The sequence below is a fragment of the Stutzerimonas balearica DSM 6083 genome, assembly GCF_000818015.1.
Taxonomy (GTDB): Bacteria; Pseudomonadota; Gammaproteobacteria; order Pseudomonadales; family Pseudomonadaceae; genus Stutzerimonas; species Stutzerimonas balearica.
Map to the genome: position 1 here is coordinate 3,592,391 of NZ_CP007511.1, position 20,347 is coordinate 3,612,737.

18 protein-coding genes are annotated in these 20,347 nt (G+C 66.5%); 6 read left to right on the top strand and 12 right to left on the bottom strand.

Annotated elements, in window-relative coordinates; genetic code table 11:
- Positions 1-9: 9 nt before the first annotated feature.
- The 10 genes from tatA to CL52_RS16725 all read right to left on the bottom strand — a co-directional run bounded on the left by tatA (position 10) and on the right by CL52_RS16725 (position 10,639).
- Positions 10-195 carry a twin-arginine translocase TatA/TatE family subunit gene (gene tatA / locus CL52_RS16680; RefSeq protein ID WP_224110301.1) on the bottom strand — a complete coding sequence of 62 codons (186 nt, stop codon included), beginning with the start codon at positions 193-195 and terminating at the stop codon, positions 10-12.
- 26 nt (positions 196-221) lie between these two features.
- Positions 222-815 carry a nitrous oxide reductase accessory protein NosL gene (locus CL52_RS16685; protein WP_043221909.1) on the bottom strand — a complete coding sequence of 198 codons (594 nt, stop codon included), beginning with the start codon at positions 813-815 and terminating at the stop codon, positions 222-224.
- Positions 816-830: 15 nt separating this feature from the next.
- A complete protein-coding gene (locus CL52_RS16690) occupies positions 831-1,658 on the bottom strand; it encodes an ABC transporter permease (protein ID WP_043221912.1) in 828 nt (275 codons plus the stop codon).
- Positions 1,655-2,581 (bottom strand): ABC transporter ATP-binding protein, encoded by a 927-nt coding sequence (locus CL52_RS16695; RefSeq protein WP_043221914.1) that lies wholly within the window; start codon positions 2,579-2,581, stop codon positions 1,655-1,657. The genes CL52_RS16690 and CL52_RS16695 overlap by 4 nt, the downstream gene beginning before the upstream one ends.
- Positions 2,578-3,879: a nitrous oxide reductase family maturation protein NosD gene (locus CL52_RS16700; RefSeq protein ID WP_043221915.1), complete on the bottom strand. Its 1,302-nt coding sequence runs from the start codon at positions 3,877-3,879 to the stop codon at positions 2,578-2,580. Before CL52_RS16700 ends, CL52_RS16695 begins: the two co-directional genes overlap by 4 nt.
- 97 nt (positions 3,880-3,976) lie before the next feature.
- The gene (gene nosZ / locus CL52_RS16705; RefSeq protein WP_043221918.1) at positions 3,977-5,887 is read right to left on the bottom strand and encodes a TAT-dependent nitrous-oxide reductase; all 1,911 of its coding nucleotides are present in this window, start codon (positions 5,885-5,887) and stop codon (positions 3,977-3,979) included.
- Between the two features lie 71 nt (positions 5,888-5,958).
- Entirely contained in the window at positions 5,959-8,133 is a 2,175-nt protein-coding gene (gene nosR, locus CL52_RS16710; protein WP_043221920.1) for a transcriptional regulator NosR, read from the bottom strand.
- A gap of 220 nt (positions 8,134-8,353) precedes the next feature.
- Positions 8,354-9,601, bottom strand: coding sequence for an acyl-CoA dehydrogenase family protein (locus CL52_RS16715; protein WP_043221921.1), 1,248 nt, complete (start codon positions 9,599-9,601; stop codon positions 8,354-8,356).
- A 162-nt stretch (positions 9,602-9,763) separates the two neighbouring features.
- Positions 9,764-10,204 carry a CopD family copper resistance protein gene (locus CL52_RS16720; RefSeq protein ID WP_043221923.1) on the bottom strand — a complete coding sequence of 147 codons (441 nt, stop codon included), beginning with the start codon at positions 10,202-10,204 and terminating at the stop codon, positions 9,764-9,766.
- A gap of 84 nt (positions 10,205-10,288) precedes the next feature.
- The gene (locus CL52_RS16725) at positions 10,289-10,639 is read right to left on the bottom strand and encodes a hypothetical protein (RefSeq protein ID WP_041107732.1); all 351 of its coding nucleotides are present in this window, start codon (positions 10,637-10,639) and stop codon (positions 10,289-10,291) included.
- 187 nt (positions 10,640-10,826) lie between these two features.
- Here CL52_RS16725 and CL52_RS16730 point away from each other — a divergent pair, with 187 nt between their 5' ends.
- Positions 10,827-11,222 (top strand): DUF488 domain-containing protein, encoded by a 396-nt coding sequence (locus CL52_RS16730; RefSeq protein WP_043221925.1) that lies wholly within the window; start codon positions 10,827-10,829, stop codon positions 11,220-11,222.
- Between the two features lie 38 nt (positions 11,223-11,260).
- Here CL52_RS16730 and CL52_RS16735 read toward each other — a convergent pair whose 3' ends face one another.
- On the bottom strand, positions 11,261-12,256 hold the full coding sequence (locus tag CL52_RS16735; protein WP_052264588.1) for a TRAP transporter substrate-binding protein: 996 nt from the start codon (positions 12,254-12,256) through the stop codon (positions 11,261-11,263).
- Between the two features lie 340 nt (positions 12,257-12,596).
- Here CL52_RS16735 and CL52_RS16740 point away from each other — a divergent pair, with 340 nt between their 5' ends.
- The 3 genes from CL52_RS16740 to CL52_RS16750 all read left to right on the top strand — a co-directional run bounded on the left by CL52_RS16740 (position 12,597) and on the right by CL52_RS16750 (position 17,582).
- Positions 12,597-13,544 (top strand): NAD(P)/FAD-dependent oxidoreductase, encoded by a 948-nt coding sequence (locus CL52_RS16740; RefSeq protein WP_052264589.1) that lies wholly within the window; start codon positions 12,597-12,599, stop codon positions 13,542-13,544.
- A 63-nt stretch (positions 13,545-13,607) separates the two neighbouring features.
- Positions 13,608-14,984, top strand: a complete 1,377-nt coding sequence (locus CL52_RS16745) for an L-serine ammonia-lyase (protein WP_043221928.1) — start codon at positions 13,608-13,610, stop codon at positions 14,982-14,984.
- 87 nt (positions 14,985-15,071) lie between these two features.
- On the top strand, positions 15,072-17,582 hold the full coding sequence (locus CL52_RS16750; protein ID WP_052264590.1) for an ATP-binding protein: 2,511 nt from the start codon (positions 15,072-15,074) through the stop codon (positions 17,580-17,582).
- Here CL52_RS16750 and CL52_RS16755 read toward each other — a convergent pair.
- On the bottom strand, positions 17,551-19,122 hold the full coding sequence (locus CL52_RS16755; protein ID WP_043221930.1) for a sigma-54-dependent phenylalanine hydroxylase transcriptional regulator PhhR: 1,572 nt from the start codon (positions 19,120-19,122) through the stop codon (positions 17,551-17,553). The two genes, CL52_RS16750 and CL52_RS16755, sit on opposite strands and share 32 nt — an antisense overlap.
- Here CL52_RS16755 and CL52_RS21160 point away from each other — a divergent pair.
- A complete protein-coding gene (locus CL52_RS21160) occupies positions 19,121-19,381 on the top strand; it encodes a hypothetical protein (protein WP_139047986.1) in 261 nt (86 codons plus the stop codon). The genes CL52_RS16755 and CL52_RS21160 overlap by 2 nt on opposite strands.
- Complete coding sequence (gene phhA / locus CL52_RS16760; RefSeq protein WP_043221932.1) at positions 19,378-20,163, top strand: phenylalanine 4-monooxygenase; 786 nt, start codon at positions 19,378-19,380, stop codon at positions 20,161-20,163. Before CL52_RS21160 ends, phhA begins: the two co-directional genes overlap by 4 nt.
- Positions 20,164-20,347: the final 184 nt, after the last annotated feature.

The following is a 20,347-nucleotide window of genomic DNA, read 5'->3' on the forward strand; positions in this document are numbered from 1 at the left end:
GGTTGCGCATCACTTGACCTCGTGACGCACCGACTCCTGCGCGGCGGGCGTGCTGTCGCCCTCGCTGACCGACTTGCGAAAGCCACTGATCGCACTGCCCAGGTCCGACCCCAGGCCGCGCAGGCGCTTGGTGCCGAACAGCATGACGACGATCAGAAGAATGATCAGAAGCTGCCAGATGCTGATACCCATCATTTGCTACCTCGTTGCGTTGACTGCGGTCAGTGACCGGCGTGTTCGTTGTGGTCCATCGACGCCGCCGCGTGCTCGCCGTGCGCGCCCTCGTGCATCGCGCCCTCATGTGCCGCGCCATACTGCATGGCCGCCGCCTGCTGGAGCAAGGCCTGGTCGATCTCCTCGAAGCGCAGCACGCGCCCGCCGTGTTCGGCGGCCAGCTTCTGCGCGGCGCCCTCCTCGGCGAAGCTGGCGAGCACCGCACCCATCGCGCCCTTGAGCGGCGTTCCGATCACATAGTAGGCGCTGGTTGCGTCAATCAGATGGCTGTCGTCCGGGTGTTCCCAGACACTTCGCCCCATGTCGTGCACGTAGAGCTTCATGTCACGCCCGCGGTTTTCCGGCTGCAGCCACCAGCCGAGCATCTCGGCGGCCGAACAGAACTTCTTCACTCCGCCCGCCGTCACCGCCTCGCCCTTGGGCCCGGGAAAGTCGCTGATGACCATGCCGCAGACGTGGCATTCGTCACCGTCGTGAAAGGCTACCGGATCGAGACTTGCAGCCGGCTGCTGCGACTCGCCGCAGGCAGCCAGCCCCAGCGCCAGCAGCAGAACCAGGCCGAATTGCTGAAAGGTTTTCATAGTTCCCCCAAGGAATCAGGCCATGCGCCGACGGAACACGGCGAAGGCAACGAGCAGTGAAACGGCGACCCACAGCAGCAGGCAGAGCCAGAGCATGGCGCCGGGTAGTGGCAGGTCGGCCCCCAGGGACAGCACGCCCATGGCGCTGCTGCCTTCGAAGCCGGACAGGTTGATCAGCCGGTACACGTCGGCTGGGTTGAGCAGCAGCAGCCAGGGCAGCAGCTCGGGGCTGAACTTGCCCTCGCTGAGCACCAGCAGGGCCAGCAGCAGCAGATCGAACACCAGCACGAAGAGAAACCACACGCCCAGCGCCAGGCCGGCCGCGCTGGATTTTTCGTTGACCTTGCTGCTCAGGATGTAGGCCAGCGCGAGAAACACCCAGCCGAGCAGCGTCGAGGACAGCATGAAGCGACCGAATGCCCAGGCGAGCATGCCGAGCTCGATGTCCTCGACCAGCAGGGCGATCGCCAGCGCCGCACAACCAAAGCCGATGAGCACCGCCAGGGCCAGGATCAGGCCGTGGCCGACGAACTTGCCGAGCAGGATCTGCCCACGCCCCAGCGGATAGGTCAGCAGCAGCATCAGCGTACCGCCCTCGTCTTCGCCGACGATCGCGTCATAGGCCAGCAGCAGCGCGATCAGTGGCATAAGAAAAGTCGCCAGGCTCGCCAGACTGGCGATCGTCGCCGGGATCGAGGTGAAGCCGAGTTGCCCGGACGCGGCGGCGCCGAGCCAGGCGATGCCAACGGCGAGCGCGGCGAACAGCAGGCTGATCGCCAGCAACCAGCGGTTGCGCAGGCCGTCGCTGAGCTCCTTGCGTGCGATGTTCCAGACCTGGTTCATGCCCTGCCCTCCTCGGCGCGCACGTCGCCGGCGCGCTCCATGTAGTAGCGGTAGAGGTCCTCGAGCGACGGCTGGTGGATCTCGATATCGTCCGGCTCGCTCTCGCCGAGCAGCTGGCGCAGCAGCACCAGCTTGTGGCCGTTGCAGGCCACCACTTCCAGGCTCGTTTCATTCAGCGAGCGGGCGCTGTGGCCTTCCTCCTGCCAGCGGCTGAGCCAGCGGTCGCGCTGGTCCAGGCCGCTGGCGCGGATGCGCACCGGCAGGCCGGCCTCGGCACGCAGCTGCGCCAGGCTGCCGACCGCCTGCAGGCGGCCCTTGGCGAGGATCGCCGCACGGTTGATGTGCGCCTCGACGCCTGGCAGCACGTGGGAGCAGAGGATGATGCTGGTACCGCGCTGGCGCAGGGTGTCGATCAGCCGGTAGAGATCGCCGGTGGCGATCGGGTCGAGGCCGACGGTGGGCTCGTCGAGCAGCAGCAGGCGTGGCTCGCCGAGCAGCGCCTGGGCCAGGCCGAGGCGCTGGCGCATGCCCTTGGAATAGGTCTTGACGCGGCGATCGGCCGCGTGGGTCAGGCCGACCTGTTCGAGCAGTTCGTCGACCTGGCCGAGCGCCGCGCCCTTGAGCCGGGCGAAATGGCGCAGCGTCTCGCGGCCGCTGAGCTGCGGGTAGAAGGTGACGTTCTCCGGCAGGTAGCCGAGCTGGCGGCGCACCTGCGGATCGGCCGGGGCGCGGCCAAGCACACGGACCTCGCCGAGGCTTGGCGCGAGCAGGCCGAGGATCAGCTTCATGCTGGTGGTCTTGCCCGCGCCATTGTGGCCGAACAGGCCCAGCACCTCGCCTTCGCCGAGGCTCAGATGCAGATCGTGCAGTACGGTCATGCTGCCGTAACGCTGGCTGACGCCCTGGATTTCAACGGCGTTCATGACTGGGGTTCCTGTTTCAAGAGATTTTGCGTCGGCAGGGCCATCAGCGGATGGCTGTCCTGCACGCCGGGCGAGCGAATCACCGGAAAGGCGCGCTGCACCCAGCGCAACAGTTCGATGCTGGGGCTGTTCATCAGCAGACGCACCTGCGGGTACATCCACAGCAGCCGGTCGACGTTGTCGTTCGGCTCGTAGGGCACGTCGCCCAGGCCGTCGTCGTTGCGGTCCCAGCCCAGGTAGTCGCTCCAGTAGTTGCCGCGCCCGTCCTGCGACCATTCCTGGGTGCGAGTGGCGACGTACTTGACCTGCTGCTGGTTGCCGACGAAGGCATTGCCGGCGATGCGGTTGTCCTCCGAGCCGGCGGTCAGGTGGATGCCCAGCGCGCTCTTCTCGAAGTGGTTGTTCTCGATGGTGTTGAACAGCGAGTTGTAGATGAACAGCGCCTTGCCCTCGCCCCCGGAAATCATGCTGTCACCGCCGGTGTCGCCGGACTGCACTTCGCTGACGAAGTTGTCGCGAATGGTCGAGTAGGTGATGTAGTTCATCAGCATGCCGTAGTTCTGGTCATGCTCGGAGCGGTTGCCGACGACGGTGAGCTTGCGGCTCTGCATCAGCGCATAGCCGGTACGCGTGCGGCGGGTGACGTTGCCGATCACGCTGTTGTCGTTGGCGAACATGTAGTGCACGCCGTACCGCAGGTCCTCCAGCACGTTGCCTTCCAGGCGGTTGCCGTTGGAGGTGTCGATGTAGATGCCGTCACGGGTCTGCTGCACATGGTTGCCGACGACGCGCGCACCGGTCACCGCGTACAGGTGGATGCCGTTGCCGCGGTCCTGCGAGCGCACGCTGGGGTCGCCCTCGATACGGTTGCCGAGCACGCTGACATCGGCCGTGCCGTCGAGCCAGATACCGAAGCCGGCTCCTTCGAGGTGGTTGTCGCGCAGGATGGCGCCGCGTCCGCTGCGCTCGACGAAGATCGCCGAGTTCATCGCGGTAAGGTCGCGGCCCCAGTTACGAATGTTGCAGCCTTCGACAGTGACCTGCGCGGCGGCAATGGTCAGGGCATTGCCCTGGCCCCCGGCATCGAGCACGGCGCCCGGCGCACAGCGCAGCGTGAGCGGCTGGTCGATGCGGAACTGGCCCAGGTGCTCGCCAGCCGGCAGCAGCCAGTGGTTGTCGCCCAGCGCTTCGAGCGGCAGCGACGAGAGGGGCTGCGCCGCCTGGGCGCCGCCACCGAGAAAGAGAAGCGCAACAAGCGCCAGGAGGTGGAATCTGCCGTTGGTCCGAGATACGAGCACTGCAATTACCTTGTTCGGCTTTCGGGCTTTTCCGGTGCGGCGGCGCCACTGGCGCCGCCTCGGTCGATGCGCCCCGGCCTGAGCCGGGGCGATCGGGTCACGCAGGCTCGACCATCATGCGGCCGACCATTTCCATGTGCAGGGCATGGCAGAACCAGCTGCAGTAGTACCAGTGCAGGCCGGGCTTGTCTGCCACGAAGGTGATGGAAGAGGTCTGCTGCGGGCTGATCTCCATGCTCACACCGTGGTTGACCATGACGAAGCCGTGGGACACGTCCTCGATCTGGTCGATGTTAGTGATTGTCACGGTGACTTCGTCGCCCTGCTTGACCGTGAACTCGTTGACGCCGTAGGTCGGCGCCATCGAGGTCATGTACACGCGAACCTTGTTGCCGTCACGGATGACCTTGTTGTCGGCGGTCAGGTTGATGCCATCCTTCTCGGCGCGCTTGACGGTCTCGGCGAAGAACGGGTCGTTGCGATCCCAGATCTTCTTGGTCTTGATCTGGTCACGACGGGCCATGATGCAGTCATGCGGCTCGGCGAAGGTCGGGCCGTCATGCATCAGCTTCATCTCGTCACCGGAGATGTCGATCAGCTGGTCGTTCTCCGGGTGCAGCGGGCCGGTCGGCAGGAAACGGTCCTTGGAGAACTTCGACAGCACCACGACCCACTTGCCATCCGCTTCGCGCGTTTCGCACAGCGAGGCGTGGTTGTGCCCCGGCTGGTAGTGCACGTCGAGCTTCTGGCGGATGTAGTTGACCTTCTCGCCCTTGTAGGCGCGGATGGCGTCCTCGATGTTCCACTTGCACAGCTGGCTGTCGATGAACAGCGTGGTGTAGCCGTTGCCACGGCCGTCGAAGGTGGTGTGCAGCGGGCCGAGACCCAGCTCCGGCTCGGCGACCACGACGTCGCGCGGGTCCTTCAGCTTGCCGTCGAACAGGTCGGGCAGCTTGTCGATGGCGATCACGGTGCAGGTCGGCGACAGCTTGCCGTTGGCGATGAAGTACTTGCCGTCCGGCGAGGTGTTGCAGCCGTGCGGGTTCTTCGGCACCGGGATGTAGCGGGTGAATTCGCTGTCCTTGCCGTCCTTCTTGCGGCCATCGAGCACCGGCACCTTGGAGTCGCCGAGAGTGATGAACTTGCCGGCCTTGACCGCTTTTTCAGCCGCGTGGATGTCGAACACCACGACCCAGTCGCGCTCGTTGCGCATCATGCCGCCGAGGTCGTAGGCCTTTTCCGAGTTGTAGCAGGTCGACGCGGCGAAGCGGCCGGTGTAGTCGGCGTCGGTGTTGTCCAGGTTGCCATCGACGATGATCTGGAAGGCCATCTCCATCTTTTCGGCGTCGATGACGTTGTACATCGTGTAGCTGTTTTCGTCCTGCAGGTCGAAGACCTTGCCGTCGTTCGGATGCGGGATGACGAACTCGGCGTTGGCGAACACGTACTTGGTGTGCGGCACCTTCTGCAGGCGCAGGCCGTGGATGGCCTGGCAGTTCGGTACGGTCAGGATCTTGTCGCACTTCATGATATCCAGGCGGATACGCGCGACGCGGGTGTTGGCCTTGTCGTTGATGAACAGGTACTTGCCGTCGTACTTGCCGTCGGTCATCGAGATGTGCGGGTGGTGGCAGTCGCCGTTCTTGTACTTGGCGCTTTCGCCGAGCACCGCCTTGCTCTCGTTGGTCAGGCCCCAGCCGGTCGCCGAGTCGACGTTGAACACCGGAATACGCATGATCTCGCGCATCGAAGGGATGCCCAGCACCCGCACTTCGCCCTGGTGGCCGCCGCTCCAGAAACCGTAGTACTCGTCCAGTTCGCCCGGGCCGACTTCGATCTTGGAACGTGCTTCCTTGGCGGCGGCGGCAAAGGATTCACGCGTCATCACCGCGCCGCCGAAGGCCGTCGCAGCCACGGCCGCACCGGTCATCGCGGAGGCGCCGAGGAAGCTGCGGCGACTCAGGCCGCCCTTTTCCAGGGTCTCTGGATTCTTGCTCTTGTCACTCATGGGGTGTTGCTCCTTTTGACTCACAAACACAGGGGTGTGTTGGTTGCGAGCGACTCGCCGGCGGCGGGCACTCAGGGTTCAACGACTTCAACGACGGGAATCAGGTTGGCGTCGGCCGGGGCCGGCTTCTCGCGCTTCTTGCGCTTGTTCTTGTTCACCAGCGGCGGGCACTTGTGCTCGTTGTGGTAGGTCATCTGGCAATCGAGGCAGTAGTGGCACTCGTTGGCATTGATGTGGCCGTCCGGGTGGATCGCCTGGATCTCGCATTCCTTGGCGCACAGCTGGCAGGGGCTGCCGCACTCCTTGCGGCGCTTGAGCCAGTCGAACAGGCGCAGCTTGGTCGGGATCGCCAGCGCCGCGCCGAGCGGGCAGACGTAGCGGCAGTAAACCTTGCGGGTGAAGATGTTGATGACCAGCAGGAACACCGCGTAGAGGACGAACCACCACTGGCGGTCGAACTTGAGCATGATCGCGGTCTTGAACGGCTCAACCTCGGCGGCCTTCTCGGCCATCATCATCGACTCCAGCGAGATGCCGAACAGCACCAGCAGGATGATGTACTTGATCGCCCAGAGCCGCTCGTGGACCGCGAAGGGCAGCTCGTACTGCGGGATCTTCAGCTTGCGCGCGGCCTCGTTGATCAGCTCCTGCAGCGCGCCGAAGGGGCACAGCCAGCCGCAGAACACGCCGCGCCCCCAGAGCAGGATGCTCGCCGCGGTAAAGGTCCAGAGGATGAAGATCACCGGATCGGAGAGGAACAGCTCCCAGCGGAAGTCCTGGAACAGGGCATGCACGAAGGTCAGCACGTTGACCACCGACAGCTGCCCCAGCGCGTACCAGCCGATGAACACCACGGTGAAGATCAGGTAGCCGCGGCGCAGCCAGTGCAGGAAGTTGGGGTGCTGGGTGAACTTGTCCTGCAGGAACAGGATGACCGTCAGCAGGCCCAGGGCGGCGACGATCACGCCGATCTGGAAGCTCTTCTGGTACCAGATGTTGACCCACATCGGCCGGTTGGCCTCTTCGATCGCGGCCAGCTCCTCGGCCGTCGGCTGCGGCCGCTCGATGTAGGCTTCGGGCATCTGGTAAGGCAGCTCGAAGCTGGTGAACACCCCGGCCACCGGGCCGGTCTGGCGGCGTACCAGCAGCTCCAGCGACCAGGGCGAGCCCGGGTCGAAGGCGACGTGCTCGCGGATGATGAAGATCGCCATCTCGCGGAACTCGGGCATGCCTTCGGCATAGACGTCCGACAGGCGGATATAGTCCAGATCGCGGAAGCTGATGATGTTGCCGAACTGGCGCAGCTGCACCCGATCGAAGATGCCGCCGCGCACATAGCCCGAGCCCTTGAACGAGTAGTCGCCGCTGCCGAGCACGGCGATCGCGTGTTCGCCCGGCTTGAGCGTACTCATCAGGTCGGTGTACTGCGCCTCGCCAAGCAGGTTGCGGCCGATGGTCGGCGGGTTGAGTTCGGTGGCGTACAGGTCGATGAAGGTCTCGCCCTTCTCGTCCGGCTCGGCCTCGTCGATGCCTTCGGCTTCGGTGCCCTTGAAGGCCTCGTCGATCTGGCCGTAGGTCAGCAGCAGGCGGCGGATCGCGCCGTTGCCGGTCAGCTCGGCCCAGCTGGCCGGCTGGTAGACGTCGGCGCGAACGGTCGCCGGCTTGCTGCGGCCGCCGGCGGCGGGCTCGACCAGCTTGAGCGAGACGGCCACCTCGTGGGCGGCGCGCATGACGATCTCGTTGACCACCATGACGGTCACGGTGGCGCCGGTCACGGCATCGATGGTCACTGCGTTGCTGTCGCTGGAATGCCCGACCACCACGCGCTGGTCGGCCTTCACGCCCTGATACTTGGCGGTGAAGTCGTGCAGCTTCTGCTCGGGAATGCCGATCAGCAGGATCGGCTCGTGGTGCTCGAGCACGTAGGCATCCTTGATCGTGCCTTGCGGATCGAGCAGCACCTGGAGGTTGATCGGCTTGCCGGAGTAGGCCGGGATGTCGACGACGTTGATCGTCTGGAAGGCGTAGCCGAGGATTTCGTCACCCTTGCGCAGGGTTCGCACCTGGTATTCGCCCTCGGGTTCGGAGACCTCGGCCTGCGGAAAGACCTGCTCGATGCGCTGGCGCTCGACTTCGTACTCGCGCGCCTGGAGGCCGAAGCTGCACATCATCAGCGCGAGGAGGACCACCAGGCCGTTCCCCCACGCTCGCAGGGCGCCGCGGGCGGAAAAACGATGGGCTTTCATGCTGTTACCTACTGCACTACGGGATGTGGCCCGCATGGTAGGTGAGGGGCTCTCGTTCCCCCCTTGATTGCAATCAAGCTCGGTCCCGGCGGTCTGATTCCATTGCGCCATGTCAACGAAACTCCTCGGCAGATGACGCTACCGAGGCAAGCCTAGACCAAAAGAGTGACGTTATCGGGACCGCGCGGCGGCGCGTGAACCGCTGCGCAGAAAGGCCGGCTCAGTGGCGCCCGGGCGTGAGGTAGGCGGCGGTGGCGCCGCGCCGGTCCTCGCTGGCCTTGAGCTCCAGCTTGGCGATGCTGCGCAGGTGCACCTGATCCGGACCGTCGGCAAAGCGCAGGGCGCGGCCGCCGGTCCACATATCGGCCAGCGGCGTATCCGGGGTCAGGCCCATCGCGCCGTAGACCTGCATGGCTCGGTCGACCACACGGGTATGCATGCGTGGCACCAGCGCCTTGATCATGGCGATCTCCTTGCGCGCGGCCTTGGCGCCGACTTCGTCGATCATCCACGCCGTCTTGAGCACCAGCAGACGCGCCTGCTCGATCTCGATGCGCGACTCGGCGATCCAGTCGGCGACATTGGAATACTGCTGCAGATACTTGCCGAACGCCTTGCGTTCCTGGGCGCGCTCGACCATCAACTCCAGCGCCAGCTCGGCCATGCCGATCGAGCGCATGCAGTGGTGGATGCGCCCCGGGCCGAGCCGCGCCTGGGCCATCATGAAGCCATCGCCCTCGCGGCCGAGCAGGTTGCCCGCCGGCACCCGCACGTTGCGCAGCAGCAGTTCGCTGTGGCCTTCCGGGGCGATGTGGCTCATCACCGGGATGTTGCGCACCAGCTCGACGCCGGGCGTATCGAAGGGCACCAGGATCATGCTCTGCTGACGATGCGTCTCGCCATCCGGGTCGGTCTTGCCCATCACGATCAGGAGCTTGCAGTTGGGATGCGAGGCGTTGGTGATGAACCATTTGCGACCGTTGATCACGTAGCTGTCGCCGTCGCGGCGGATCAGCGTCTGGATGTTGGTCGCGTCAGAGGACGGCACGTCCGGTTCGGTCATCGCGAAGGCCGAGCGGATCCGCCCCTCGAGCAGCGGCTTGAGCCAGCGTTCGCGCTGCTCGGCGCTGGCGAACAGGTGCAGCAGCTCCATGTTGCCGGTGTCCGGCGCATTGCAGTTGAACACCTCCGAGGCCCAAGGCACCCGCCCCATGATCTCGGCCAGCGGCGCGTACTCCAGGTTGCTCAGCCCGGTGCCCGGCTCGTCGGCGTGCAGCGAGGGCAGGAACAGGTTCCACAGCCCCTCCTCGCGTGCCAGCGCCTTGAGGTCTTCCATGAACGACACGGGGTAGTGGCCGGCATCGACCTCGGCGTGCCAGGCACCGATGCGCGGCACGATGTACTGATCCATGAAGGCGAGCAGCTGCTGGCGCAACGCCTGAACGCGGGGGCTGTAGGCAAAATCCATCGGTGGGGCTCCGGAGACGGGACGATGCCGTCACCTTAGCCGCCCGCGGCACCGACGCAACGAGGCTGCAGCGGCTGAATCGCCGCCGATCACCGTTGCGAAAGCCGCTTCGCCCTTGACCGAGGTCATCACGCCCTGGCGCAGGCCTGCTATGTGCGCAACCTACCAGTGCAGGTAGAACATCGCCTTGGCGAGAACGACGATGCCGATCATCTGCGCCAGGATCGCCCAGTGCAGTGCCCGGTAACGCTCGGGTGTCATGCCGCCGCGGCGCAGCAGCACGGCAACCAGGCCGAAGCTCAGAAACACCCCGACGGCGAGCAGGATCTTCAGCCACAGCAGCGTGGCGAAACTGCTTGCCAGTGGCGCCGCCAGCGCCTGGCGATGGTGCCAGGCCAGGGCGATGCCGGCGCCGTAGACGAACAGCACCACCCAGTGCAGCACCACCCGCGAACGCGCGCCGACAGCCCGATCCAGCGCCGGGACGCTGTCGGCCGCCAGTTCGCGCTTGGCCCGCGCGAGGATCAACACCTCGAAGAACAGCGTGCCGATGAAGCAGATCGCCGCCAGCAGATGCACCACATGCAGCAGGGGATAACTCATCAGGGACTCCTCGAAGGCCGTTCAGGGGGCGGATCATCCCGCAAGCTGCCGCGCAGGCAAAGCCCGGCAGGCACAGTGGGCGACTCAGGGATTCATCGCGGTGATGTGTGCACCGTCACGACGAATGCGCTGGCCGACCAGGAAGCCGCCATCGGAACTGCGGATGCGGTCGATGCTGCCGTCGTCCCGGCGTACCACGTAGAGCGTCTGCTCCAGGCCGCTGCCCTGCTGCACGCCCTGCCCGGCCAGGTAGCCCAGCCCACCGCCGACCAGCGCGCCGATCGGCCCGGCGACCGCACCGAGCATGAAGCCGCTGAGCCCGCCAAAACCGCCGCCGACCATGTTGTCCGCATGCACTTCGAGAATCTCGTCGGCACGCGCCGCGCCGGTCAGCAGAATCATCGAACCCACTACCGCTGCAATCGCCTTTTTCATTTCATGCTCCTAGAGTTGGTGACATTGCGCAGTAGAACAGTCATGAATCGTGCCGCCTTTTATAGGCTTGCTTATCAACGATTTAAGCATTTAGTGGTCAATAGGACCTCACGCTTACGGGTTTTTATAACCCGACAAAATGGTTCAAACGACCACTGTCAAGATTACCCAGCACAGGAGCCTGCCGATGATTCGATGCCGCCGCGCGTACGACCCACCGACCCCAGCCGACGGCCAACGTGTACTGGTCGACCGCCTCTGGCCACGCAACTGCCGCAAGGAAAGCCTGAAGCTGGACGAGTGGCGGCGCGAGGTCGCACCTTCGACGGCGCTGCGCCAGGCATTCAAGACCGGTGCGTTGAGCTTTGACGAGTTTCGCCAGCGCTATCGCAGCGAACTCGCGGCGCATCCGGAGCATTGGTGGGCGCTGCTGGAGCCGGCGGAAACGGGCGTGCTGACGCTGGTCTATGCGGCACGCGACGAGCAGTTGAACAACGCGCAGGTGCTGGCCGAATGGCTGGAAGAGGCGCTCGAGCGCCGCGACGCACCCAGCTCGCCGACCTGCCTGGCTGGCAAGTCGTAGAGCGCGCCGGGTAACCCGAGCGTTTGCAGCGAAGGGATTCAGCGACGGTTGACGATCTGCGCGGCGCGAATCACATCGGCACCGATCTCGGCCTCGTAGGCCTGCCACAGCGGCAGCATCTTCTCGCGCCAGGCCTGGCGCTCGGCATCGCTGAGGCTGATCAGCTTGCTGCTGCCGCTGGCCAGAATGCGCTCGCGGTCGCGCTGGTTGAGCGCCTCGGCTTCGCGATTCACCATCTGCGTGACCTCCAGAATGATGCCCTCCAGCTCGGAGCGTACGGCGAAGGGCACACTGCGCCAGAACTCGGAATTGGTCACCAGCATGTAGGCCAAGACGCCATGGTTGCTCTCGGTGATATAGGGCTGGACCTTGTGCATGTTCTGGCTGGCGATGTTCGACCAGGGGTTCTCCGCGCCCTGCACCGTGCCGCTCTGCAGGGCCTTGAACACCTCGGCGAAGGGCAACCGCACCGGCTTGGCGCCGACGGCTTCGAACTGCGCCTCGAGCACCTTCGACGGCTGTACGCGGAAGGCCAGCCCGGCGGCATCGCCCGGCAGGTGCAGCGGCTTGGACGCCGAGAGCTGCTTGAGGCCGTTGTTCCAGTAGGCCAGCCCGTAGATGCCGTGCGATGCCATCGAACGCAGCAGTTCACGGCTCTTCTCGCGCTTCTGGAAGCGGTCCACCGCCGCCTGGTCGTCGAACATGAACGGCAGGTCGAACACCTGCAGCTGCTTGGTGTACTTGTCGAACTTCGACAGCGAGGGCGCCAGCATCTGCACCTTGTTATCGAGCAGCGCCTGCATCTCGTCGGCGTCGCCGACCAGACTGGAGTTGGGATAGACCTCGACCTTTACCTGGCCGGGCAAGCGCTCGTGCACCAGCTTCTGGAACAGCAGCGCGCCCTTGCCCTTGGGCGTATCGTCGGCCACTACATGGGCGAACTTGATGACGATCGGCTGCCCCTCGGCCGCCATGGCCGGGCCGGCCAGAAGAGTGAATGCAGCGATGGCTGCCGTGACGCAGGACTTGAACATGTGGCCCCCGAGACAAAAAAAGCGGTTGCGCGCCTCGTGAGCACGCGTCGCATCGATGGTTTGGAAAGTGGGCTGCAGCGCCGAAGCGGGCACCCCTGACGGCGTGACGGGTCCAGGCAGCCGTGGCTGCCGGTCGGTCTTGTTGGAATGGTGTCGCACTGCGGCAGGTAGGCCGGCGCGCGAGCGCGGAATTCTTGGTGATCGCCCGGCAAAGGACAACGCTCGAAGGACGAACCAGCTCTCATTTCCGACAGTTTCACTTGGTCATGCCGGTCGAACTTCACCCGCGCGGCGGGCTTCTACTGTTGCAGCCTTCAAGCCACCACCCCGGGACTTCGCCATGAACCTGCCAGATCACCCCGGCCAGCGCGCCGACGTCGACTGCCTGATCGTCGGCGGCGGCCCAGCCGGCCTCACCGCCGCGCTCTATCTCGCGCGTTTCCGCCGCTCGTGCCGGGTCGTCGATGCCGGCTGCAGCCGCGCGGCGCTGATCCCCCGCTCGCACAACTACCCCGGCTTTCCGCCGGGCATCTCCGGCCGCGAGCTGCTGGCCCGCCTGCGCGAGCAGGCGCAGGGCTATGGCGCGCAGCTGCAGGACGGCCGGGTCGACTCGCTCGAGCGCCACGCACTGGGCTTTCGTGTCGGCTACGCCGGGCAAAGCTGCATCGCCCGCCGGGTGATCCTGGCCACCGGCATCGAGGACACCCTGCCGGAGATGCCCGATGCCCAGGCGGCGATTGCCCGCGGGGCGCTGCGCCTGTGTGCGATCTGCGACGGGTACGAGGTCGACGGCCATGACGTGGCGGTGTACGGCGACGCCGAATGCGCGATCGGCCACGCGGCGTTCCTGCGCACCTTCAGCGACCGCGTCACGGTGATCGCCCCGGGCGGCGACCGCGCGGCCCGCGACGCTGCGCTGGCGCTGGCGAACCACCACGACATCCACCTGCTGTTCGATGGCATCGAGCGGCTGCAACCCCGCGACGGCGGCATCGAGGTCACCACGCTGGCCGGCCAGGTGCATCGCTTCGACATTCTCTACCCCTGCCTGGGTGCGCGTTTTCGCTCCGACCTCGCGCTGGGGATCGGCGTCGCCTGCGATGACAGCGGCGCAGTGCTGGTCGACGCCCATCAGCAGACCTCCGTGCCCGGCCTCTATGCGCTGGGCGACGTGGTGCCGGGGCTCAAACAGATGAGCGTCGCGGTCGGCCACGCCGCACAGGGTGCAACCGCCGTGCACAACAGTCTCGAGGCCAACCCCTGGGGCGGCAGCGCGGCCAGCCGATGACCGCACTCCCTCGGCCGCGCCGAACCGGCTAGGCTCAAGACAACCTCTCGGCGGACATAGCTCATGGCCCTCAGCGTCTTCGACCTGTTCAAGATCGGCATCGGTCCGTCCAGCTCGCACACCGTGGGGCCGATGCGCGCTGCGCTGCGCTTCGCCGAACGGCTGCGCGACGATGGCCTGCTCGATAGCGTCGCCGCGCTGCGCGTCGAGCTGTACGGCTCGCTCGGCGCCACCGGCAAAGGCCACGGCAGCGACAAGGCGGTACTGCTCGGCCTGGAAGGCGAGCGGCCGGAAAGCGTCGACACCACGGGGGTGGAGGCGCGCCTGGCGACCCTGCGCGAGCAGCGCCGCCTGCGCCTGCTCGGCCAGCGGAGCATCGATTTCGATCCGCGTGACGGCCTGGCCTTCATCCGCCGCCCGCTGCCCTTTCACCCCAACGGCATGATCTTTCGCGCCTTCGATCAGGCCGGCCTGCAGCTGACCAGCCGCGAGTACTACTCGGTCGGCGGCGGCTTCGTCCTCGATCAGAGCGCGGCCGAAGGCGGGCGCATCGTCGAGGACGACACCCCGCTGCCCTACCCCTTCCGCAGCGCCGGCGAACTGCTCGCCCTGTGCCAGCAGCACGCGCTGTCGATCAGCCAGCTGATGCTCGCCAACGAAGGCGCCTGGCGCCCCGAGGCCGAGACGCGCCAGGGCCTGCTGCACATCTGGCAGGTGATGCAGGACTGCGTCGCCGCGGGCTGCCGCAACGAAGGCGTGATGCCGGGCGGGCTGAAGGTGGCGCGCCGTGCCGCCGCCCTCAACCGCCAGTTGCGCGAACACCCGGAAGCCAACCTGCGCGACGCGCTGAACGTGCTCGACTGGGTAGACCTCTATGCGCTGGCGGTCAACGAGGAAAACGCCAGCGGCGGTCGCGTCGTCACCGCCCCGACCAATGGCGCGGCCGGCATCGTCCCGGCGCTGCTGCACTACTACTGGCGCTTCGTGCCCGGTGCCAGCGAGGACGGCGTGGTGCGCTTCCTGCTCACCGCCGCGGCGATCGGCATCCTCTACAAGGAGAACGCCTCGATCTCCGGCGCCGAGGTCGGCTGCCAGGGTGAGGTCGGCGTGGCCTGCTCGATGGCCGCCGGCGCGCTGTGCGAGGTGCTCGGCGGTACGCCGCAACAGGTCGAGAACGCCGCCGAGATCGGCATGGAACACAATCTCGGGCTGACCTGCGATCCGGTCGGCGGACTGGTCCAGGTGCCGTGCATCGAGCGCAACGCGATGGGGGCGGTCAAGGCGCTCAATGCGGCGCGCATGGCCCTGCGTGGCGATGGCCGGCACTTCGTCTCGCTGGACAAGGTGATCCGCACGATGCGCCAGACCGGCGCCGACATGAAGAGCAAGTACAAGGAGACCGCCCGCGGCGGCCTGGCGGTGAACATCATCGAGTGCTGAGCGCCGCGATGCGATGAACGGCACCCATCAGCCCAGCGGCGCAGCGGTCCCTACAGTAGGGATGATCCGAAGGGAGAACAGCCAGCCATGTGCAGCGCGCCCAGCGACACCGGCGGTGGCCAGACCAGGCCGGCGCCCGCCGGCCAACCCTCATCACTGGCCGAGACGCATCGCCTGGCCGTGCAGCGGCACACGCCGGCCAGCATGCTGATCGATCGCAACGGGCAGATCCTGCACGTCAGCGAACGGGCTGGCCGTTATCTGCGCCACCCGGCCGGCGAACCCACGCTGCTGCTGACGCAGCTGGTGCTGCCCGAGCTGCGCCTCGAACTGCGCCTGGCCTTGCTCGATGCGGTGCGCCGCGGCGAGAGCGTCGAAGCCAAGCGCGTGCATGTGCTGCGCGACGGTGAATGGGTCTGGGTCAGCATCTCGGTGCGCCCGGTCGAGCCAGGCCAGAGCGATCACCTGCTGGTGCTGTTCGACGAGATCCAGGCGCGCCGAGAACTGCCGAGCCCGCCGGACCAGCAGGACGGCCTGATGCGCCAGCTCGAAGCCGAGCTGCAGCAAACCCAGGACCAGCTGCTACAGGCCACCGCTCAGGCGCGTGGTGCCGCCGCGCCCTCGCTCGCGGGCGACGCGCCCCTGCCGGCAGCAATCGACAACGACCTGCAGGCCGCCAACGAACGGCTGCGCCAGCAGCTCGAACAGACCCGCCAGAGCGCCGACGAGCTGCAGAACCTGATCGCCGCGGTGGATATCGCCACCCTGCTGGTCGACGGCGACCTGCGCGTCACATGGTGCTCGCCACGCCTGCGCGAGATGCTGGCGCTGGCCGCCGGCGACATCGAGCGCAGCCTGGAGCGGATCGCACGGCGCCTGGACTACCCACAGCTGTTCGACCACCTGCGCAGCGTCTGCACGCACAACGTGCGGATGCGCCGCGAGGTCCCCGACCAGGACGGCCGCTGGTATCTGGCGCGGCTGGCGCCCTACCGCGCCGGCCGCGAGGCCTGCGGCGCGGTGCTCAGCCTGATCGACGTCAGCGACCGCCGCGAAGCCGAAGACCGCGCGCGTGCCGGCGAAGCCCACATGCGCCGGCTGGCGCAGAGCATGCGCGGCTACGCCATCATCACCATGGACCCGGACGGCCGGGTCACCAGCTGGAACGGCGGCGCTGAAACCATCTTCGGCTTCAGCGAGGGCGAAATGCTCGGCCAGCCGGTCGAGCGCATCTACAGCGAACAGGACCGCCAGCAGGACGTTCCGCAAAAGGAGCGGCAGCGCGCCCTGGCAGACGGCTCGGCGTCGGACGAGCGCTGGCACCTGCGCGAGGACGGCCAGCAGATCTACTGCAGCGGGCTGGTCAATCCACTGCTCGACGGCGATCGCCTGCTGGGCTTCGCCAAGATCGCCCGCGACCTCACCGAGCAGAAACGCCAGAGCAGCGAACAGGCCAGCCGCCTGGAGCATGCGCAGAGCACCAGCGAGCAGAAGGACCAGTTCTTCGCCGTGCTCTCTCACGAACTCAAGCACCCGCTGAACCTCATCCAGCTCAACAGCGACCTGATCATCCGCGCCCCGGTGGTCAAGCAGTCGCCCGCGCTGAGCAAGGCCGCCAGGGGCATCCAGGCCGCGGTGCGCAGCCAGTCGCGCATCATCGACGACCTGATGGACGTCTCGCGCCTGCGTACCGGCAAGCTCAAGCTCTACTTCGACACCTTGCACTACCAGGCGCTGCTCGAGGGCATCGAAGCGGTGTTTCGCCCGCTGACCCAGGCCGACGGCGTGGTCTTCGACAGCGAACACGACCCCGAGCCGCTGTACGTCGAGGCGGACCCGACCCGGCTGGAACAGATCGTCTGGAACCTGCTGAACAATGCCTGGAAGTTCACCCCGCCCGGCGGGCGCATCAGCCTGCGCCTGAGCCGCGACGGCGAGCACGCCCGGCTCGAGGTGAGCGATACCGGGCATGGCATCAGCGAAGACTTCCTGCCCAAGGTCTTCGACCTGTTCGGCCAGGCCGAAGTGCAGCACAGCCAGCGCGGCCGACAGGGGCTGGGCATCGGCCTGGCGCTGGTGCAGCAGCTGGTCGAACTGCACCGCGGGCGTATCGAGGCGCATTCGGACGGGCTCGGTCGCGGCGCGCGCTTCACCGTCTGGCTGCCGCTCTACCTGCAGGCGCAGCTGGAGCTCGGCGACCAGCCCCTGGCCCATGACAACGGCCAGCTGCAGGGCGTGCGCATCCTGCTGGTGGACGACAGCCCCGAAGTGCTGGAAATGCTCGACGACCTGCTGCGCAGCGAGGGTGCCGAGATCGAAACCGCCGGCAGCGGCAAAGAGGCGCTGGCACGCTGCGCCGCCAGCCGCTACGACGTGATCCTTTCCGATGTCGGCATGCCCGGGCTGGACGGCTACCAGACGATCAGCGCAATCCGTGCGAAATCGCTCAACCGCCACACCCCGGCTATCGCGCTCAGCGGCTATGGCTCGCGAGACGCGCTGGAGCAGGCGCGCAGCGCCGGCTTCGACCTGCACCTGCGCAAGCCTGTCGACCTGGATTCGCTGGTCAGTGCGGTGCGCCAGGTGCGCCGGCGCTGATGCCGTATTCGCGCAGCTTGTTGGCGATGGTGGTGTGCGACACGCCGAGGCGCTTGCCCAGCAGCCGGCTGCTCGGGTGCTGCTTGTAGAGGCTCTCCAGCACCGCCTTCTCGAAACGGCCCATGATCCGCCCCAGGTCGCCGTCGAGCGAGAATTCGCCGAGCGGCTGCGCCGCGCCGTAGCCAGGCAGGCGAATGTGCTCCGGGCCGATGGTGTCGCCGTCGCACAGCGACACCGCCTGGAACAGCGTGTTTTCCAGCTGCCTGACATTGCCCGGCCAGTGATAGCCGGCCAGCCGCTCGAGCGCCTGCGGCGCCAGCCGTGGCAGCGGGCAGCCGATCTGCCGGCTGGCCTGGTCGATGAAGTGGCGTGTCAACGGCTCGAGGCCGTCCAGGCATTCGCGCAGCGGCGGGATGTGCAGCGAGAGCACGTTGAGCCGGTGGTAGAGGTCCTGGCGGAACTGCCCGCTGGCGCAGAGCTCGGAGAGGTCCTGCTGGGTCGCGCAGATCACCCGCACATCGAGGTAGACCTCCTCGTCGCTGCCGACCCGACGGAAGCCGCCGTCCTGCAGGAAGCGCAGCAGCTTGGCCTGCAGGCGCGGGCTCATTTCGCCGACCCCGTCGAGAAACAGCGTGCCGCCTGCGGTCAGCTCGAGCAGGCCGAGCTTGCCTTCCGGGCGCGCGCCCTCGAAGGCACCGGGGCCGTAGCCGAACAATTCGGTCTCGGCCATCGACTCGGGCAGCCCGGCACAGTTGAGCGCCATGAACGGCGCCTGCCCGCGCGGGCTGGACAGGTGGCAGGCGCGCGCCAGCAGCTCCTTGCCGGTGCCGGTTTCGCCCTCGATCAACAAGGGCGCGTCCAGCGGTGCCATGCGCCGTGCTTCACGCACCACCGCAGCCATCATTTTCGAGCTCTGGAAGATGCTGTCGAAGCCGCGCAGCTCCTGGCGCCTGACGTTGTAGATGCGCTCGCCGAGCTGGTCGGCGCGGTGCAGCGCCAACACCGCCCCGGCCAGGGCTTCGCTGTCGTCGTGCTGCGACTGCAGCGGTGCGATGTCGGCGAGAAACACCTGGCCCTTGACCTGCACACGCAGGCCGTTGATGCGCGCCTTGTTGCTGCGTACCAGCTCCGGCAGGTCGAAATCCTCGGCATAGCGCGACAGGCTCATGCCCGGCACCTCGTCGACGCGCACCCCGAGCAGCTGCGCCGCGGCCCGGTTGGCGGCGACGATGGCACCACTCATGTCGATCGACAGCACCGGAAAATCCAGCGCACCGAGCAGCGCATTGAGTTCCAGCGAATGCCGCTCGCTGGGCATCAGCCCGACCTTGCGCACCTCGAACACCCCGGGCAGCGCCTCGATCTTTGGCCGCAGCGCCTGCAGCTGCAGGTTCATCAGGTTCGGGCAGTGCAGGTAGATGGCATTGCCCTGCTCGCCGCCGACTTCGCCGCGGGCGACGTTGATGCCGTAATCGACGAGCAGGTTGAGCATGTCGCGCAGGATGCCGACACGGTTCTGGCAGAGCACACGGATACGCATGGCATGGGCCTTCTTGTTTTTCGCGGCGGGCCGCTTTTGTCGTCAAGAATATTTGACGGCTTCGATGCCCGCCAGCGCCGTTCGTTCTGCTTTCGCCCGTTGCGTAATGATTTTTTTACAAAATGCTCCCCATGCTTGCGGCAAGCTGTCGCAGCCGGGGCTGCCCAAGGCTCCGTTGGCGGGTTCAGATGAGGCATCCGATAACAACAACATTGCCTCACAGACGCGCCTTGCCGCGTCGGGCCAGGAGGTCAGATGAAAACCACGCGATACGTCGCCCGCGAACCGGACGCCGAGGGCATCATCCATTATCCGGACAGCGAACATGCGGTGTGGAACACCCTCATCGAGCGCCAGCTGAAACTGCTGCCGGGGCGCGCCTGCGACGAATACCTCGACGGCCTCGACCAGCTCGCCCTGCCCAACGACCGCGTCCCGCAGCTTGGCGAAGTCAACCGCGTGCTCGAACGGACCACCGGCTGGCAGGTGGCCCGCGTGCCGGCGCTGATTCCCTTCCAGACCTTTTTCGAACTGCTGGCCAGCAAGCGCTTTCCGGTGGCTACCTTCATCCGCACGCCGGAGGAGCTGGACTACCTGCAGGAGCCGGACATCTTTCACGAGATCTTCGGCCACTGCCCGTTGCTGACCAACCCCTGGTTCGCCGAGTTCACCCACACCTACGGCCAGCTGGGCCTGGCGGCGAGCAAGGAGGAACGCGTGTACCTGGCGCGGCTGTACTGGATGACCGTGGAATTCGGCCTGGTCGATACCCCGGCCGGCCGGCGCATCTACGGCGGCGGCATCCTCTCCTCGCCGAAGGAGACGCTTTACAGCCTGTCCAGCGAACCCGAGCAGCAGGCCTTCGACCCCTTGGAGGCGATGCGCACGCCGTATCGCATCGATATCCTGCAGCCACTGTATTTCGTCCTGCCGGACCTGCACCGGCTGTTCGAACTGGCCCGCGAGGACATCATGGCGCTGGTCCGGCAGGCCATGCGCCTGGGCCTGCACCAGCCGAAGTTTCCACCCAAGGCGGCGTAGGGTGGAAAACCGCAAGGCGTTTTCCACGCGCCGGTTCGGCTGCCACCAAGCAGCAGGTGGATGACGCCGCAAGGCTCATCCACCGACCGCAACCCGATCTATCGACAGCGAGGCGGAGCGAACCCGACGCGTGGACAAGCCTGCGGCGTTGTCCACCCTACGGCCTTTCATTCGCCTAGGCTTT

Excerpts from the sequence above, each read along its gene's own strand:
- CL52_RS16695 (WP_043221914.1), bottom strand. The coding sequence starts at position 2,581 with ATGAACGCCGTTGAAATCCAGGGCGTCAGCCAGCGTTACGGCAGCATG.
- CL52_RS16745 (WP_043221928.1), top strand. The coding sequence starts at position 13,608 with ATGGCCCTCAGCGTCTTCGACCTGTTCAAGATCGGCATCGGTCCGTCC.
- CL52_RS16730 (WP_043221925.1), top strand. The coding sequence starts at position 10,827 with ATGATTCGATGCCGCCGCGCGTACGACCCACCGACCCCAGCCGACGGC.
- nosZ (WP_043221918.1), bottom strand. The coding sequence starts at position 5,887 with ATGAGTGACAAGAGCAAGAATCCAGAGACCCTGGAAAAGGGCGGCCTG.
- CL52_RS16690 (WP_043221912.1), bottom strand. The coding sequence starts at position 1,658 with ATGAACCAGGTCTGGAACATCGCACGCAAGGAGCTCAGCGACGGCCTG.
- CL52_RS16755 (WP_043221930.1), bottom strand. The coding sequence starts at position 19,122 with ATGCGTATCCGTGTGCTCTGCCAGAACCGTGTCGGCATCCTGCGCGAC.
- CL52_RS16725 (WP_041107732.1), bottom strand. The coding sequence starts at position 10,639 with ATGAAAAAGGCGATTGCAGCGGTAGTGGGTTCGATGATTCTGCTGACC.
- CL52_RS16740 (WP_052264589.1), top strand. The coding sequence starts at position 12,597 with ATGAACCTGCCAGATCACCCCGGCCAGCGCGCCGACGTCGACTGCCTG.
- phhA (WP_043221932.1), top strand. The coding sequence starts at position 19,378 with ATGAAAACCACGCGATACGTCGCCCGCGAACCGGACGCCGAGGGCATC.
- CL52_RS16735 (WP_052264588.1), bottom strand. The coding sequence starts at position 12,256 with ATGTTCAAGTCCTGCGTCACGGCAGCCATCGCTGCATTCACTCTTCTG.
- CL52_RS16720 (WP_043221923.1), bottom strand. The coding sequence starts at position 10,204 with ATGAGTTATCCCCTGCTGCATGTGGTGCATCTGCTGGCGGCGATCTGC.
- tatA (WP_224110301.1), bottom strand. The coding sequence starts at position 195 with ATGATGGGTATCAGCATCTGGCAGCTTCTGATCATTCTTCTGATCGTC.
- CL52_RS16715 (WP_043221921.1), bottom strand. The coding sequence starts at position 9,601 with ATGGATTTTGCCTACAGCCCCCGCGTTCAGGCGTTGCGCCAGCAGCTG.
- CL52_RS21160 (WP_139047986.1), top strand. The coding sequence starts at position 19,121 with ATGGCATGGGCCTTCTTGTTTTTCGCGGCGGGCCGCTTTTGTCGTCAA.
- CL52_RS16750 (WP_052264590.1), top strand. The coding sequence starts at position 15,072 with ATGTGCAGCGCGCCCAGCGACACCGGCGGTGGCCAGACCAGGCCGGCG.
- nosR (WP_043221920.1), bottom strand. The coding sequence starts at position 8,133 with ATGAAAGCCCATCGTTTTTCCGCCCGCGGCGCCCTGCGAGCGTGGGGG.
- CL52_RS16685 (WP_043221909.1), bottom strand. The coding sequence starts at position 815 with ATGAAAACCTTTCAGCAATTCGGCCTGGTTCTGCTGCTGGCGCTGGGG.